Origin of the sequence: Pseudomonas sp. ANT_H12B, assembly GCF_008369325.1 — a bacterium.
In the GTDB taxonomy this organism is placed as follows: Bacteria; Pseudomonadota; Gammaproteobacteria; order Pseudomonadales; family Pseudomonadaceae; genus Aquipseudomonas.
The window spans coordinates 261566-275348 of record NZ_VOBI01000003.1; the positions used below are offsets into that span (position 1 = coordinate 261566).

The following is a 13783-nucleotide window of genomic DNA, read 5'->3' on the forward strand; positions in this document are numbered from 1 at the left end:
TCACCAGCGTCGAGCAACAATTCCTGCTTAAACCCTTGTGCAAACGAACGAGTGCGTTAGCATCCGTCCCCGAATTGGTGCGCCCGGACAATTTTCTGTTCGTATCTGCCGGTTTTCCAAGGGGAATCCGCTGTTTGCGCGCCTCACAACGCAATGGTTTTGGGGACTTGATGATGAAGAAGTATCTGTCGATGCTGCTGGTCGGCGTCACGGCATTGGTTGCAGTCAGCGCGGTGCAGGCCGGTGCCATCGATGAGGCGGTCAAGCGCGGTACGCTGAAAGTCGGCATGGACCCGACCTACATGCCGTTCGAAATGACCAACAAGCGCGGCGAGATCATCGGCTTCGAAGTCGACATCCTCAAGGCCATGACCAAAGCCATGGGCGTCAAACTGGAGCTGGTGTCCACCGGCTACGACGGCATCATTCCGGCGCTGCTCACCGACAAGTTCGACATGATCGGCAGCGGCATGACTCTGACCCAGGAACGCAACCTGCGCCTGAATTTCAGCGAACCGTTCATCGTGGTCGGCCAGACGCTGCTGATCCGCAAGGAACTGGAAGGCACCATCAAGTCCTACAAAGACCTGAACACCGCCGACTATCGCATCACCTCCAAGCTCGGCACCACCGGCGAGATGGTCGCCAGGAAGCTGATCTCCAAAGCCAAGTACCACGGCTATGACAACGAGCAGGAAGCCGTGCTCGACGTGGTCAACGGCAAGGCCGACGCCTTCATCTACGACGCGCCTTACAACGTTGTGGCGGTGAACAAGGTCGGTGCCGGCAAACTGGTGTTCCTCGACAAGCCGTTTACCTACGAGCCTTTGGCCTTCGGTCTGAAGAAGGGTGATTACGACAGCATCAACTTCATCAACAACTTCCTGCACCAGATCCACGAAGACGGCACCTACGATCGCATTCATGACAAGTGGTTCAAGGACACCGCTTGGCTCAAGGATATGGAATAAGGCTCGGTCAGTTAGACCGCGTCGCCCCCATCGCCAGCAGGCTGGCTCCCACAGGGGATTTGTGTACGCCACAGATCCAGTGTGGGAGCCAGCCTGCTGGCGATGACGGCCTCCTCGGCGGCACAACTTTCGGATTTTGCTAAACCCATGAAACAGAAAAAAGCCCAATGGCCGTGGCACGTGTTAACCGTGCTGGTGCTGATCGGCCTGGCCGGCGCGTTGTACTACGCCACCTCGCTGATGTCCTACGAATGGCGCTGGAACCGCGTGCCGCAATACTTCGCCTACCATGCCGAAGAATCCCAGCGTGCCGCCGACATTTCTACCGTCAGCGAACTGGTGCGCAAGGGCGACAAGGCTGAAGTCACTCTGCGCAATGATGCCGGTGATGAGCAGCACCTGACCGTCGACGACAACAGCCTGCAAGTCGTCCAAGGCGATGATGTGGCTGAAGGCGATGTCGTCGGCGTAACCCGCCATTGGGCCGCAGGTCCGCTGTTATGGGGGCTTTGGACCACCTTGTGGTTGTCCGTGGTCTCCGGAGTGCTCGGTCTGCTGATCGGCTTGTTCACGGGCCTTTGCCGTCTGTCGAACAACCCGACCCTGCGTGACCTGTCGACGATCTATGTCGAACTGGTCCGCGGCACTCCGTTGCTGGTGCAGATCTTCATCTTCTACTTCTTCATCGGCACCGTGATGAACCTGTCCCGGGAATTCGCCGGGATCGCCGCGCTGTCGCTGTTCACCGGTGCCTATGTGGCGGAAATCATCCGCTCGGGTGTGCAGTCGATCGCCCGTGGCCAGAACGAAGCCGCACGCTCCCTGGGTTTGAGCGCTGGCCAGTCGATGCGCCACGTGGTGCTGCCGCAAGCCTTGAAACGCGTGCTGCCGCCGTTGGCCGGGCAGTTCATCAGTCTGGTCAAGGACACTTCGCTGGTGTCGGTGATCGCCATTACCGAGCTGCTCAAAAGCGGTCGCGAAGTCATCACCACCTCGTTCTCGCCGTTCGAAATCCTGTTCTGCGTGGCCGGTCTGTACCTGTTGATCAACCTGCCGCTGTCGAAAATCGCCAGCCGGCTTGAGCGGAGGCTCGCGCAAAGTGATTGAAGTCCGCGATCTGGTAAAAGTTTTCGACACTCGTGGTCAGGTGGTTCGCGCGGTGGATAACGTTTCGACGCACGTGGCCAAAGGCGAAGTGCTGGTGGTAATCGGCCCGTCCGGTTCCGGCAAATCGACCTTCCTGCGCTGCCTCAACGGCTTGGAAGAGTTCGACGCGGGCTCGGTGAGCATCGACGGCCTGCAACTGGCCGACCCGAAAACCGATGTGAATGCCTACCGCCGCGAAGTCGGCATGGTGTTCCAGCACTTCAATCTGTTCCCGCACATGACCGTGCTGGAAAACCTCTGCCTCGCCCAGAAAGTTGTGCGTAAGCGCGGCAAGAAGGAGCGTGAGGCCAAGGCCCTGGCGTTGCTGGAAAAAGTCGGTATTGCGCAGAAGGCCAACGAGTTTCCGTCGCGCTTGTCCGGCGGTCAGCAGCAGCGCGTGGCCATCGCCCGGGCACTGGCGATGGAACCGAAGGTCATGCTGTTCGATGAGCCAACCTCGGCGCTCGATCCGGAAATGGTCGGTGAAGTGCTGGACGTGATGAAGACTCTGGCGGTGGAAGGCATGACCATGGTTTGCGTCACCCACGAAATGGGCTTCGCCCGGGAAGTGGCGGATCGGGTGCTGTTTTTCGATCACGGCAAATTGCTGGAAGACGCTTCACCGGCCGAATTCTTCGATGCGCCGAAGGATCCTCGGGCTCAGGCGTTCCTTCGCCAGGTTCTCTAAGAGCAGCTGCCTTGTGGGCCGCTAATCGCGGGCAAGCCCGCTCCCACAGTGATTGGGTCGAACACAGCATTTGTGAACAACACAAAACCTGTGGGAGCGTGGCTTGCCCGCGATTGCATCACCTCGGTTCAGAGCGAGCCGATGCCAGATGAATCACCTCAAACCTTGAATCTGCCCACCAACATCTGCAAATGCGTCCCCAACCGTGCCAGCTCAACGCTGGACGCCGCGGTTTCTTCACTGGCTGCCGAGGTCTGCTCGGATACGTCGCGCACGTTCAGCACGCTACGGTTGATCTCTTCGGCCACCGCGCTTTGCTGCTCGGCGGCGGCAGCAATCTGCTGGTTCATCGACTGAATCGCCGACACGGTGCGAGTGATGCTTTCCAGTGAACCCCCAGCGCGGCGGGTCAGTTCGACGCTGCTGTCGGTCAGGCTGCGGCTGTTGTCCATGATGGTCGCGACTTGCTGGGTGCCGGTTTGCAGGCCGACGATCAGCTCTTCGATTTCTTCGGTGGACTTCTGGGTGCGCTGGGCCAGGCTGCGGACTTCGTCGGCGACCACTGCAAAGCCGCGTCCGGCCTCACCGGCACGGGCGGCTTCAATAGCCGCGTTGAGCGCCAGCAGGTTGGTTTGCTGGGCCACGGATTTGATCACGTCGAGCACGCTGCCGATCTTGTCGCTTTCGCGTTTGAGATGACCCATGGCCTCGGTGGAGTTGCCGACTTCCTTGGCCAGGCGCTCGATCTGGGCGATGGCTTCGCCGACCACTTTGTCACCTTCGCGGGCCTGTTGGTCGGCGGCGACGGCCGCTTCGCAAGCTTCTTCGGCGTTGCGCGCAACTTCCTGCACAGTGGCGGTCATTTCGTTCATGGCGGTGGCCACCTGATCGGTCTCGACCTTCTGGCTGTTGACTCCGGCGCTGGTCTGCTCGGTGACTGCCGACAACTCTTCGGCGGCGCTGGCGATTTGCGTGACGCCATCGCTGATGCCGCCGATCAGTTCGCGCAGACCCAGGGTCATGCTCTGCATGGCGCGCTGTAGCTGACCCAGTTCGTCCTGGCGTTCAGAGATGAGGTTTTGGGTGAGGTCGCCAGCCGCAACGCGCTCGGCCACTTTGAGGGTCTGGTTCAGGGGGATCACGATCTGGCGGGTGATGGCCCAGGCGGCGAGCATGCCAAAGGCGAGGGCCAGGGCGGTGGCCAACAGCAGCAGGTTTTTGGCGTGTGCGGCGTCGGTGTCACGGACGATGGTTTGCGACACGGTGAGTTTTTTGCTGACGTCTAGCAGGATGTGGCCTTGTACGGCCATGCGTTTGAGGGCCGCGGCGCTGCCAACCTGAGAGTCTCGGAACTGGCTGACGGCGGCGCGGTAGGCCTTGAGTGAGTCAGTGGCCTGCTGCAGGTTGGCGATGTGCTGTTCCGGCAGTTTGGAGGGCAGACTTGCGAGGTTTTTCAACGCGTTGTCGATGGCGTCCAGAGCAGGTTGCTCGGCCTCGGTTTTACCGCTGTAGGTGTAACCGCGTACCTGGAAGCGTGCTTGCTGGATCAGTTTGCTCAAGTCGATCACGCTGTTGAAATCGGCGACGCTGTCACCCAGCAGCATGGATTTTTCGACTTCGACGACACGGGCCACGGCGTTGTCGGCGGTGACGCCGAGTTTGCCGCGGGCATCTTCGCGGTGGGCGCCGGCCTGGGTCATGGCGGTGAAGGCTTGTTTGTACTCACTGACGGCGGCTAGTTGCTGGTCGATCATGGCCACGTCGGCCGGTTGTTCGATCAACGTGCGCGCGGTTTTCAGGCCGGTATCGAGTTGGCCGAGCAGGTCGTTGACCGCACCGGGGCCTTGGTCGCCACGACGCATTTCGTAATCCAGACGGGCTAGGCGCAGGTCTTTGGTCAGGTCATTGAGGCTGGCAATAAACCCCAGCTTATCGCCGCGACTCATCACTCCGCTTAGGCCGGTCCAACCGGTGAAGGTGATCAACAACGTCAATAGCAGCACCAGACCGAAGCCGACGCTCAGTTTGCGGTTAACGCTGATGTTCCCCAGTTTCTCGGCTAGCCATCGGTACATGCTGCAACTCCCAGGACCATTCATTGGTTTTATGGGAACTGTATCGGCAGGTGAGCGGGGTTCTGTAGGTTGCTAGAAAAGGCGTGCGAGCAGCGCGGTGACGGCGGTTTCGACGCGCAGGATGCGATCGCCCAGTTGCACCGGTTGCAGGCCGGACTTGCCGAGCAGGTCGATTTCGTAAGGGATCCAGCCTCCTTCGGGGCCGATCGCCAAGGTTACCGGTTCGTCCAGACCACGAGGGCAGGGCGGGTAGTTGCCGGGGTGGCCGACGAGGCCGAGGGTGCCCTCGGTGATCGCCGGCAGACGGTCTTCCACGAAGGGCTTGAAGCGTTTCTCGATAACGATTTCCGGCAGCACGCTGTCCCGGGCCTGTTCGAGGCCGAGGATCAACTGCTCGCGAATCGCCTCGGGTTCCAGGAACGGCGTTTGCCAGAAGCTCTTCTCGACACGATAGCTGTTCACCAGAATGATTCGTGGCACACCCATGGCCGCCACGGTCTGGAACACCCTACGGAGCATTTTCGGTCGCGGCAGGGCCAGCACCAGGGTCAGCGGCAGCTTGGCCGGTGGTGGCTGGTCGAGGGTGACGCGCAGTTCGGCTTCATCGGCGTCCAGACGCAGCAACTCGGCCGAGCCCATCAGCCCGCCGATACGCCCGACCCGCAGGCTGTCGCCGACAGCCGAGCGATGAACTTCCTGCATATGGGTCAAGCGGCGATCGCGCAGGATCGCCCGGTCGGCCGCAATGAAGTCGGCCTCTTCGAGTAACAGCAGATTCACGGTTGAGTCGCTGGCGGCTGGTCGTTGTTGTCGTCAACCGGTTGATCGTCCGGGTGCTCGCCGCGCTTGCTGATCAGGCTACCGAACAGGATGCCGATCTCGAACAGTAGCCACATCGGTATGGCCAACAGCGTCTGCGAGAAGATGTCCGGCGGCGTCAGGATCATGCCGACCACGAAGCAGCCGATGATCACGTACGGGCGGATCTTTTTCAGGTATTTGACGTCGACCACGCCGATCCATACCAGCAGCACCACGGCCACCGGGATTTCGAACGCCACGCCGAAGGCGAAAAACAGCGTCATGACGAAGTCGAGGTAGCTGCTGATGTCGGTCATCATCTCCACGCCGGCCGGGGTGGCGGCGGCGAAGAATTTGAAGATCAGCGGGAACACCAGGTAGTAGGCGAACGCCATACCGGCGTAGAACAGCATGATGCTCGATACCAGCAAGGGTACGGCGATGCGCTTCTCATGCTTGTACAGGCCTGGCGCAATGAAGCCCCAGATCTGATGCAGGATCACCGGGATCGCCAGGAACAGCGACACCATCATGGTCAGCTTCAGCGGCGTCAGGAACGGCGACGACACGTCGGTGGCGATCATCGTCGCGCCCACTGGCAGGTACTGGCGCAGCGGCGTGGAGACGAAGGTATAGATCTGCTGGGTGAAGGCGAACAACCCGGCGAAGATGATGAAGATCGCCGCCACGCAGCGCAGCAGACGGGTACGCAACTCGGTGAGGTGCGAAACCAGCGGCATGTGCTGGTCGTTTTCGGGGAGATCGCTCATGAGGCTCGCGGCGGCAGTGTTGGGTCTTGAGGAGCCGGCGCAACAGGCGCTGCCGCAGGCGTAACAGGTTCGATCGGTGCCGCTGCAACGGGCGCAGGTTCTACGGCCGCTACAACCGGGGCAGGCTCGGCAGCGGTCGGAGCATGAATCGTCTGCTCCGTTACAGGTTCAACCGGCTTAACCGGCTTAACCGGTGTGGCCTCTTGCTGGGTCGGCGTGAAAATCTTCCGCGCCTCCTGCTCCAGCGACAGAATGTGCTCGTTGTGCAGTTGCCGACGAATCTCATCGGCACCGATTTCACGTTCAACTTCCTGTTTGATCGCGTTGAAGCTGCGCTTTAACCGCCCAACCCAAAGGCCAGCGGTGCGCGCAGCGCCCGGCAGACGCTCGGGGCCCAGTACCAGCAGGGCAACGAGGCCGACGAGCAGCAGTTCAGAGAAGCTGATACCAAACATTAGTCAGTGCTCACACGTCTTTGCGGATCGGCTCTTCGACTTTTTGCGCCTGCACGTCGATGGTGTGCGACTGGTTCACGGACTGTGTGGGCTGTGGTTGAGCAGGTGGAACCGGTTGTTGCGGGGTCACCGTCGGGTCAGCCGGCTTGTCTTCATCGTTCATGGCTTTGCGAAAGCCCTTGATCGACTCGCCCACGTCGGTGCCGAGGTTTTTCAGCTTCTTGGTGCCAAACACCAGCACGACAACAACCAGGATGACGATCCAGTGTTTCCAGTCAAAAATGCCCATGGTCCTGCTCCTCTCTAAATAGTTGTTCAGGCGGACGGACGCGAGGCTTTCTCGGCGTGTCCGGACAGACCGAAGCGACGGTCCAGTTCATCGAGCACAGCCTGCGGATGCTGCCCAAGCTGGGCGAGCATGACCATGCTGTGGAACCATAAATCGGCGGTTTCGTAGATCACGTCGCTGCAGTCACCGCTGATGGCGGCGTCCTTGGCGGCAATAATGGTTTCTACCGACTCTTCGCCGACTTTTTCCAGAATCTTGTTCAAGCCCTTGTGGTACAGGCTGGCGACATACGAGCTGTCGGCGGCGGCACCCTTGCGTTCTTCCAGTACTTCGGCCAGACGGGTCAGAGTGTCACTCATGTGTGTGTCCTGCGGAATAGATAGCGTGCGGGTCTTTCAGAACCGGGTCGACGGTTTTCCAGTCGCCGTTCTCGAAAACGCGATAGAAGCAGCTCTGGCGACCGGTATGGCAAGCGATGTCGCCAACCTGCTCGACCATCAGGATGATCACGTCGGCGTCACAGTCCAGGCGCATCTCATGCAGGGTTTGCACGTGGCCGGACTCTTCGCCCTTGCGCCACAGTTTGCCACGGGAACGTGACCAGTAAATGGCGCGGTTTTCGGCAGCCGTCAGTTCCAGCGCTTCGCGGTTCATCCAGGCCATCATCAGGACGCGCCCGGTTTTATGATCCTGTGCGATCGCTGGCACCAGGCCATCAGCGTCCCACTTGATCTCGTCCAGCCAGTTTTTCATCTTCGACTCCGACAGCGGGCTCCACACTTCATTAGTGAAGCCCAGGCGTTGAAACAGTGTGCCAGCGTGCGGGGGCTCTGGCTATCGGCGAACGACCAGATACAAACCGACGGCCACCATGATGCCCGCCGGCCAATGGCCCAATTCGTTCAACGGCCCGCCGGCTGCGAGTATCGTGCCGCCTGCCAGGTGCGCAGAGCCGAGCAGGCGCATGAACCAGTCGTCCTTGCGCCGGTGCCACGGTGGCGGCGGGTCGTAGGCGTGCGGTTGGGACATGCGCTCGAGCAGGTCGCGGGCCATGTTGGCCAAGTGCGGCAATTGCTCAAACTGGCTCTGCACGTTGCCGATCAAGGCTTTGGGGCTGACGCGTTCACGCATCCAGCGTTCAAGGAACGGCTGGGCGGTGTTCCACAAATCGAGGTCCGGGTACAGCTGACGGCCCAGGCCTTCGATGTTCAACAGGGTTTTTTGCAGCAGAACCAGCTGCGGCTGGACTTCCATGTTGAAGCGTCGAGCGGTCTGGAACAGGCGCATCAGCACCTGACCGAAGGAAATATCTTTTAACGGTTTTTCGAAGATCGGCTCGCACACGGTGCGGATCGCCGCTTCGAATTCATTGAGTTTGGTTTCCGCCGGCACCCAGCCCGAATCGATGTGCAGCTGCGCCACGCGACGGTAGTCACGCTTGAAGAACGCGAACAGGTTGCGGGCCAGGTAATCCTGATCTTCCGGGGTCAGGCTGCCGACGATGCCGCAATCGATTGCAATGTATTGCGGGCTCCACGGGTTCACGGTGCTGACGAAGATGTTGCCGGGGTGCATGTCGGCGTGGAAGAAGCTGTCGCGGAACACCTGGGTGAAGAAGATCTCCACGCCGCGTTCGGCGAGCATTTTCATGTCGGTGCGCTGGTCGGCGAGGGTCGCGAGGTCAGTGACCTGGATTCCGTAGATGCGCTCCATCACCAGCACTTTCGGCCGGCACCAGTCCCAATAGACTTGCGGCACGTAGAGCAGCTCCGAGCCGTCGAAGTTACGCTTCAACTGGCTGGCGTTGGCCGCTTCGCGCAGCAGGTCGAGTTCGTCGTAGATGGTTTTTTCGTAGTCCTGGACCACGTCCACCGGGTGCAGAAGGCGCGCGTCGGCCGAAAGTTTTTCGGCGGCGCGGGCGAGGATGAACAGCCACGCCAGATCCTGCGCGATGATCGGCTTCAGGCCTGGGCGGATCACCTTGACCACCACTTCTTCGCCGGTTTTCAGTTGCGCGGCATGTACCTGCGCGACCGAGGCCGAGGCCAGCGGTTCAACGTCGAAGCGGGAGAACACTTCGCTGATCTTTTTGCCGAGCTGCTCTTCGATCAGCCTGACCGACACCTGCGAGTCGAACGGCGGCACGCGGTCCTGCAACTTCATCAGCTCATCGGCGATGTCTTCCGGCAGCAGGTCGCGGCGAGTGGACAGGATCTGGCCGAACTTGATGAAAATCGGTCCCAGGTCCTGCAATGCCAGGCGTAATCGCGCACCGCGGCTCAGGTCCAGCGTCTTGCGCGGGAACCAGCGCCACGGCAAGGCGTAGCGCAGCGCCAGCAGAAACCAGGGCAGCGGCAGGGCGAACAGCAGGTCATCGAGGCGGTAGCGAATCACAACGCGCTGGATGCGCAACAAACGGCGGACGGCAAGCAGCTTCATGCGTTATCGCTTGGGTCGAGGGATCGGGAAAGGCGCTCGAAACGCGCCTCGAGACGTTCCAGATCAAGTTTGATCTGGTCCAGTTCACTGAAACGGGCTTCGGCTTCGCGCTGACCGACGAGGGTGCGCGATTCTTCGGCCAGGTATTCGCCAAGATTTTGATTCAGGCTGGCAAACCCTTGCTGATACCAACGTGCGCGGCTGCGCAGGTGACCGCCGAGCAGTTGCGTGGCGACCGGACCCAGCCAGCGCGAGAGTTCGTACTCCCAGTCCAGTTCGAGGTCCTGAAGGATCGCCGCCAGTTCCAGCAGCACGCCGCTGTCACCGTCGAGTTCGACTTCAGGAGCATGCAGGACCGAAGTCTTGTCCTTGCTCATCGCCAGTTTCAGCAGGCTGGAGGCCGGTGCGCGCAAGGTGCAGTCGGCGCCGGTTTCCCAGTGGGAAGCCAGCATCAGGCCTTCGTCGCTGGGCAGGATGAACACTTGCAGAGCCGGGCTGCGGCAGTCGACGGCAATCACCTTGCCACTCAAATGCGCCAGACGCGGCAGCGCCGTGCTGTCGAGACGCAGCACCCGGTTCAGACCGAGTTCAACGCTGGCGAGCAGGCCGGCCAGCAACATCAGGGTTTGATGCCACGGTGCAGGGCGACGATGCCTGCGGTCATGTTGTGATAGGTCACGCGGTCGAAACCGGCCTCGACCATCATCGACTTCAGGGTTTCCTGGTTCGGGTGCATGCGGATCGATTCGGCGAGGTAACGATAGCTTTCCGAGTCGTTGGTGATCAGCTTGCCCATCAGCGGCATGAAGGCGAACGAGTAGGCGTCGTAGGCTTTGGACATCAGCGCGTTGGTCGGTTTGGAGAACTCCAGCACCAGCAAACGGCCGCCCGGTTTCAGCACGCGCAGCATCGAGCGCAGGGCGTCTTCTTTATGGGTCACGTTGCGCAGGCCGAAAGCGATGGTCACGCAGTCGAAATGGTTGTCCGGGAACGGCAGCTTTTCAGCGTCGGCCTGAACGAATTCGACATTGCCGGCCACACCGAGGTCCAGCAGGCGGTCACGACCGACCTTGAGCATGGATTCGTTGATGTCGGCCAACACGACCTGGCCGGTCGGGCCAACCAGGTGCGAGAACTTCTTGGTCAGATCGCCCGTGCCGCCAGCGATGTCCAGCACGCGGTTACCGGTGCGAACGCCCGACAGTTCGATCGCGAAACGCTTCCACAGACGGTGCATGCCGCCCGACAGGAGGTCGTTCATCAAGTCGTACTTGGCGGCTACCGAGTGGAAAACCTCAGCGACTTTTTCCGCTTTTTGGCTTTCCGGAACGTTTTTGAAACCGAAGTGAGTGGTGGGTTCGGCATCGCTGCCTTTGCGCTGATCAGTCATATCGCTGTCACCAGAAGAGAATGCGGGACATTCTAATCCCGGTGGCCTGCTTTGTCTTGGCAAGGCTGAAGGTAAGATGTAGAACCGCCGGGACGTTTTGACGCAGTCAGGGTCAAGATGCTTCAGGAAGTATTCATAAAGCAGGAGTCATTCGATGGCCCGTATTAGTGTTGAACGTGCCCACGGCCTGGGCAAGGAAGCGGCCCGCGAGAAGGCTGACCAATTGGCGCAGAAGCTGTCCGATCAATATGGCCTGGAGCCGCAATGGTCCGGTGACACGCTGAATCTCAAGCGCTCCGGGGTGAAAGGTGCGGTGCATGTCAGCGAAGATTCGATCCGCGTCGATGTGGAGTTGGGCCTGATGATGTCGGCCATGAGCGGCATGATCAAATCGGAAATCGAAAAGGCGCTCGATAAAGCCCTGGTCTGACCCGGTTTTTTCTATGAAACACGATCCCACAAGTTCGGTGGTGTTCCTGACTACTTGTTTATGTCAGTTGTTAGGGTGCCGTTTCTAATTATTCTCACTACTTTGTGCCTGAGCCCGACACTTTCGCGGGCAGTTCCTCAAACCTTCTGCGCGTGAGGTGCACCATGGCCAAAGTTATTTTGAAGAAAAAAATCGACGCTTCGACAGCTGCTCTGAGCGACGTTAGAACCTACGCTCGCAAGATCTGGCTAGCAGGCCTGGGTGCCTACACCAAGGTCGGCCAAGAGGGCGGCGAGTACTTTCAAGAGCTGATAGAGGCTGGTCAAGCGGTTGAAAGTAAAGGCAAAAAAGTAGTTGCCGAGAAACTTGAAGCGGCCAATGCCGAGATCGATGAAGCCAAGAGTGAAGTAAGCACTTTCAAAGGCAAGGTCGAACTTCAACTCGACAAGGTCGAGAAGGCTTTTGACTCGCGTGTCGCAAGTACCTTGAATCGTATCGGCATTCCGTCTAAACATGACGTTGAGACACTCTCTGCCAAGCTCGATGAGCTGACGGCATTGCTCGAACGCGTCGCGCGTAAATCTTAAGGAGAACGGGATGGCTGGTAAAAAGAACACCGAAAAAGAAGGCAGCTCGTGGATCGGGAAAGTCGAAGACTACTCCCGCAAAATCTGGCTGGCTGGTTTAGGCGTGTACTCGAAGATCGACACTGACGGCAGCAAGCTCTTCGATACATTGGTTAAAGACGGCGAGAAAGCCGAGAAGCTCACCAAGAGCGTTGTCGGCAAGAAAGTCGATGCTGCCAAGGACTCTGCCTCGTCGGCCAAGTCGCGCATCAGCGGCGTGAAAGATCGTGCACTGGGCAAGTGGGATGAGTTGGAAGGTGCTTTTGACAAGCGCCTGAACAGCGCCATTTCGCGCCTGGGTGTTCCAAGCCGTAATGAAGTGAAAGCGCTGCACAGCAAGGTCGATACGCTGACCAAGCAGATCGAAAAACTCACCGGTGCCAAAGTGGCACCTGTTGCGGCGAAAACCGCGGCGGCCAAACCAGCAGCGAAGTCTGCTGCCAAGCCGCTGGCTAAAGCTGCCGCTAAACCGGCTGCCAAACCAGCAGCGAAAGCCGCAGCCAAGCCTGCTGCCAAAACTGCCGCAGCTAAACCTGCAGCAGCCAAGGCAGCGGCCAAACCGGTCGCTGCAAAAGCTGCGGCTAAATCAGCAGCAAAACCTGCAGCGGCTAAGCCGGCAACGAAAAGCGCATCGGCCAAACCTGCAGCCAAGCCAGCGGCAAAACCTGCCGCAGCGAAGAAGCCTGCAGTGAAAAAACCGGCAGCAGCGAAAGCGGCTACACCAAAACCAGCAGTGGCTGTCGCCAAACCGGCAACTCCGGTCAGCACCTCGAACTCTGCTGCCGCGCCGACCCCTGCTGTAACCCCGACTGCCGCGCCAGCTCCATCGACGCCAACCAGTCAGTCCTGATTTCAGGGCTCAAGAAAACGCCCGGCCTGCAAAGGTCGGGCGTTTTTGTTTGTGCACGGATTCATGAACACCACAGAACCAATGTGGGAGCGAGCCTGCTCGCGAATGCAATTTGTCAGTCGGCCTCTATGCTGACTGACACACCGCTTTCGCGAGCAGGCTCGCTCCCACAGGGGTTATTCGTGTTCTTCGAGGTATTGGAGTGCCAACTGCTCGGTCGCAACCTTGATCGGCGGCAGCAAGTGCGGCGCGACCAGCATCATGATCTGGTACACCACCAATCGCACTTCACCTTCACGATCCAGAATCCGCTGATAGTCCAGCGAGAACAGAAGCGTCATGGTGATTTGCTCCACCAGCTGACCCAACGCCTGAGTGTCGCTGACCAACTGCCCCTGAGCTTTCAATCGCGCGAGCAATGAAGCCAGCGTGCGCTTTAATGCGTTGAGCAGATTGCGTATGCCCTTGGCCAGTTTTGGCAGGCGCCCGGCGAGGTTCGACAGGTCCTGGAACAGAAACCGGTAGTGGGCCAGGCGTTCGACGATCAGGTGCAGGAACAGCCAGTAATCTTCCGGTGCCAGTTCTACATCGGCAGGTGGATCGAGCAGTGGTGCCAGCTCGGCTTGAAAGCGTTCGAACAGACCGAGGATCAGCGGTTCCTTGCCGTGGAAGTGGTAATAGAGGTTACCAGGGCTGATGCCCATTTCGTTGGCAACTTCCATGGTGGAAACGTTCGGTTCGCCCTTCTGATTGAACAACTGCAGGGCACATTCGAGAATCCGTTCGCGGGTTTTCATCCAGTCTTCTTAATGGTCGAGTCATGCCACGGCCAACTCTGGCCGTGGTTCGTTGC

The 13783-nt window shown here is 59.6% G+C and carries 17 protein-coding genes and 1 pseudogene; 6 read left to right on the plus strand and 12 right to left on the minus strand.

Annotated features, from left to right (window positions below; all coding sequences use genetic code 11):
* Positions 1–173 precede the first annotated feature (173 nt).
* The 3 genes from FQ185_RS06455 to FQ185_RS06465 all read left to right on the plus strand — a co-directional run bounded on the left by FQ185_RS06455 (position 174) and on the right by FQ185_RS06465 (position 2805).
* Positions 174–971: a transporter substrate-binding domain-containing protein gene (locus FQ185_RS06455; RefSeq protein ID WP_149416778.1), complete on the plus strand. Its 798-nt coding sequence runs from the start codon at positions 174–176 to the stop codon at positions 969–971.
* A gap of 147 nt (positions 972–1118) precedes the next feature.
* On the plus strand, positions 1119–2078 hold the full coding sequence (locus tag FQ185_RS06460) for an amino acid ABC transporter permease (protein WP_149416779.1): 960 nt from the start codon (positions 1119–1121) through the stop codon (positions 2076–2078).
* A complete protein-coding gene (locus tag FQ185_RS06465) occupies positions 2071–2805 on the plus strand; it encodes an amino acid ABC transporter ATP-binding protein (RefSeq protein ID WP_149416780.1) in 735 nt (244 codons plus the stop codon). Before FQ185_RS06460 ends, FQ185_RS06465 begins: the two co-directional genes overlap by 8 nt.
* A gap of 158 nt (positions 2806–2963) precedes the next feature.
* Here FQ185_RS06465 and FQ185_RS30975 read toward each other — a convergent pair whose 3' ends face one another.
* The 11 genes and pseudogenes from FQ185_RS30975 to ubiE form a co-directional block, all read right to left on the minus strand.
* Positions 2964–3836 (minus strand): methyl-accepting chemotaxis protein, encoded by an 873-nt coding sequence (locus tag FQ185_RS30975; RefSeq protein ID WP_371926597.1) that lies wholly within the window; start codon positions 3834–3836, stop codon positions 2964–2966.
* Positions 3822–4904: pseudogene (locus FQ185_RS30980) on the minus strand (methyl-accepting chemotaxis protein); the annotation flags it as partial. The pseudogene FQ185_RS30980 and the gene FQ185_RS30975, both read right to left, overlap by 15 nt.
* Positions 4905–4952: 48 nt before the next feature.
* Positions 4953–5660, minus strand: a complete 708-nt coding sequence (locus FQ185_RS06475; RefSeq protein ID WP_149416782.1) for a 16S rRNA (uracil(1498)-N(3))-methyltransferase — start codon at positions 5658–5660, stop codon at positions 4953–4955.
* Entirely contained in the window at positions 5657–6451 is a 795-nt protein-coding gene (gene tatC, locus FQ185_RS06480) for a twin-arginine translocase subunit TatC (RefSeq protein WP_149416783.1), read from the minus strand. Before tatC ends, FQ185_RS06475 begins: the two co-directional genes overlap by 4 nt.
* Positions 6448–6906 (minus strand): Sec-independent protein translocase protein TatB, encoded by a 459-nt coding sequence (gene tatB / locus FQ185_RS06485; protein WP_149416784.1) that lies wholly within the window; start codon positions 6904–6906, stop codon positions 6448–6450. Before tatB ends, tatC begins: the two co-directional genes overlap by 4 nt.
* Before the next feature lie 10 nt (positions 6907–6916).
* Positions 6917–7195: a twin-arginine translocase TatA/TatE family subunit gene (locus FQ185_RS06490; protein WP_149416785.1), complete on the minus strand. Its 279-nt coding sequence runs from the start codon at positions 7193–7195 to the stop codon at positions 6917–6919.
* A 26-nt stretch (positions 7196–7221) separates the two neighbouring features.
* Complete coding sequence (locus FQ185_RS06495; RefSeq protein ID WP_008047820.1) at positions 7222–7554, minus strand: phosphoribosyl-ATP diphosphatase; 333 nt, start codon at positions 7552–7554, stop codon at positions 7222–7224.
* A complete protein-coding gene (hisI, locus tag FQ185_RS06500; protein WP_149416786.1) occupies positions 7547–7948 on the minus strand; it encodes a phosphoribosyl-AMP cyclohydrolase in 402 nt (133 codons plus the stop codon). The genes FQ185_RS06495 and hisI overlap by 8 nt, the downstream gene beginning before the upstream one ends.
* An 81-nt stretch (positions 7949–8029) precedes the next feature.
* Entirely contained in the window at positions 8030–9634 is a 1605-nt protein-coding gene (gene ubiB / locus FQ185_RS06505) for a ubiquinone biosynthesis regulatory protein kinase UbiB (protein ID WP_149416787.1), read from the minus strand.
* Positions 9631–10254, minus strand: coding sequence for an SCP2 domain-containing protein (locus FQ185_RS06510; RefSeq protein ID WP_111449382.1), 624 nt, complete (start codon positions 10252–10254; stop codon positions 9631–9633). The genes ubiB and FQ185_RS06510 overlap by 4 nt, the downstream gene beginning before the upstream one ends.
* Positions 10254–11024, minus strand: coding sequence for a bifunctional demethylmenaquinone methyltransferase/2-methoxy-6-polyprenyl-1,4-benzoquinol methylase UbiE (gene ubiE, locus FQ185_RS06515; protein ID WP_007948968.1), 771 nt, complete (start codon positions 11022–11024; stop codon positions 10254–10256). The genes FQ185_RS06510 and ubiE overlap by 1 nt, the downstream gene beginning before the upstream one ends.
* Positions 11025–11178: 154 nt before the next feature.
* Here ubiE and FQ185_RS06520 point away from each other — a divergent pair, with 154 nt between their 5' ends.
* The 3 genes from FQ185_RS06520 to FQ185_RS06530 all read left to right on the plus strand — a co-directional run bounded on the left by FQ185_RS06520 (position 11179) and on the right by FQ185_RS06530 (position 12930).
* Complete coding sequence (locus FQ185_RS06520) at positions 11179–11454, plus strand: polyhydroxyalkanoic acid system family protein (RefSeq protein ID WP_149416788.1); 276 nt, start codon at positions 11179–11181, stop codon at positions 11452–11454.
* A 164-nt stretch (positions 11455–11618) separates the two neighbouring features.
* Entirely contained in the window at positions 11619–12041 is a 423-nt protein-coding gene (locus tag FQ185_RS06525) for a phasin family protein (RefSeq protein WP_149416789.1), read from the plus strand.
* A gap of 10 nt (positions 12042–12051) precedes the next feature.
* Positions 12052–12930 carry a phasin family protein gene (locus FQ185_RS06530; RefSeq protein WP_149416790.1) on the plus strand — a complete coding sequence of 293 codons (879 nt, stop codon included), beginning with the start codon at positions 12052–12054 and terminating at the stop codon, positions 12928–12930.
* Positions 12931–13106: 176 nt separating this feature from the next.
* Here the strand turns inward: FQ185_RS06530 and FQ185_RS06535 are convergent, their stop codons facing one another.
* Entirely contained in the window at positions 13107–13727 is a 621-nt protein-coding gene (locus FQ185_RS06535; protein WP_149416791.1) for a TetR/AcrR family transcriptional regulator, read from the minus strand.
* Positions 13728–13783: the final 56 nt, after the last annotated feature.

What these genes read in the sequence shown, in the direction of transcription:
- FQ185_RS06455 (WP_149416778.1), top strand. Translation starts at nt 174, where the DNA reads ATGAAGAAGTATCTGTCGATGCTGCTGGTCGGCGTCACGGCATTGGTT.
- FQ185_RS06460 (WP_149416779.1), top strand. Translation starts at nt 1,119, where the DNA reads ATGAAACAGAAAAAAGCCCAATGGCCGTGGCACGTGTTAACCGTGCTG.
- FQ185_RS30975 (WP_371926597.1), bottom strand. Translation starts at nt 3,836, where the DNA reads ATGCAGAGCATGACCCTGGGTCTGCGCGAACTGATCGGCGGCATCAGC.
- tatC (WP_149416783.1), bottom strand. Translation starts at nt 6,451, where the DNA reads ATGAGCGATCTCCCCGAAAACGACCAGCACATGCCGCTGGTTTCGCAC.
- tatB (WP_149416784.1), bottom strand. Translation starts at nt 6,906, where the DNA reads ATGTTTGGTATCAGCTTCTCTGAACTGCTGCTCGTCGGCCTCGTTGCC.
- FQ185_RS06490 (WP_149416785.1), bottom strand. Translation starts at nt 7,195, where the DNA reads ATGGGCATTTTTGACTGGAAACACTGGATCGTCATCCTGGTTGTTGTC.
- FQ185_RS06495 (WP_008047820.1), bottom strand. Translation starts at nt 7,554, where the DNA reads ATGAGTGACACTCTGACCCGTCTGGCCGAAGTACTGGAAGAACGCAAG.
- hisI (WP_149416786.1), bottom strand. Translation starts at nt 7,948, where the DNA reads ATGAAAAACTGGCTGGACGAGATCAAGTGGGACGCTGATGGCCTGGTG.
- ubiB (WP_149416787.1), bottom strand. Translation starts at nt 9,634, where the DNA reads ATGAAGCTGCTTGCCGTCCGCCGTTTGTTGCGCATCCAGCGCGTTGTG.
- FQ185_RS06510 (WP_111449382.1), bottom strand. Translation starts at nt 10,254, where the DNA reads ATGTTGCTGGCCGGCCTGCTCGCCAGCGTTGAACTCGGTCTGAACCGG.
- ubiE (WP_007948968.1), bottom strand. Translation starts at nt 11,024, where the DNA reads ATGACTGATCAGCGCAAAGGCAGCGATGCCGAACCCACCACTCACTTC.
- FQ185_RS06520 (WP_149416788.1), top strand. Translation starts at nt 11,179, where the DNA reads ATGGCCCGTATTAGTGTTGAACGTGCCCACGGCCTGGGCAAGGAAGCG.
- FQ185_RS06525 (WP_149416789.1), top strand. Translation starts at nt 11,619, where the DNA reads ATGGCCAAAGTTATTTTGAAGAAAAAAATCGACGCTTCGACAGCTGCT.
- FQ185_RS06530 (WP_149416790.1), top strand. Translation starts at nt 12,052, where the DNA reads ATGGCTGGTAAAAAGAACACCGAAAAAGAAGGCAGCTCGTGGATCGGG.
- FQ185_RS06535 (WP_149416791.1), bottom strand. Translation starts at nt 13,727, where the DNA reads ATGAAAACCCGCGAACGGATTCTCGAATGTGCCCTGCAGTTGTTCAAT.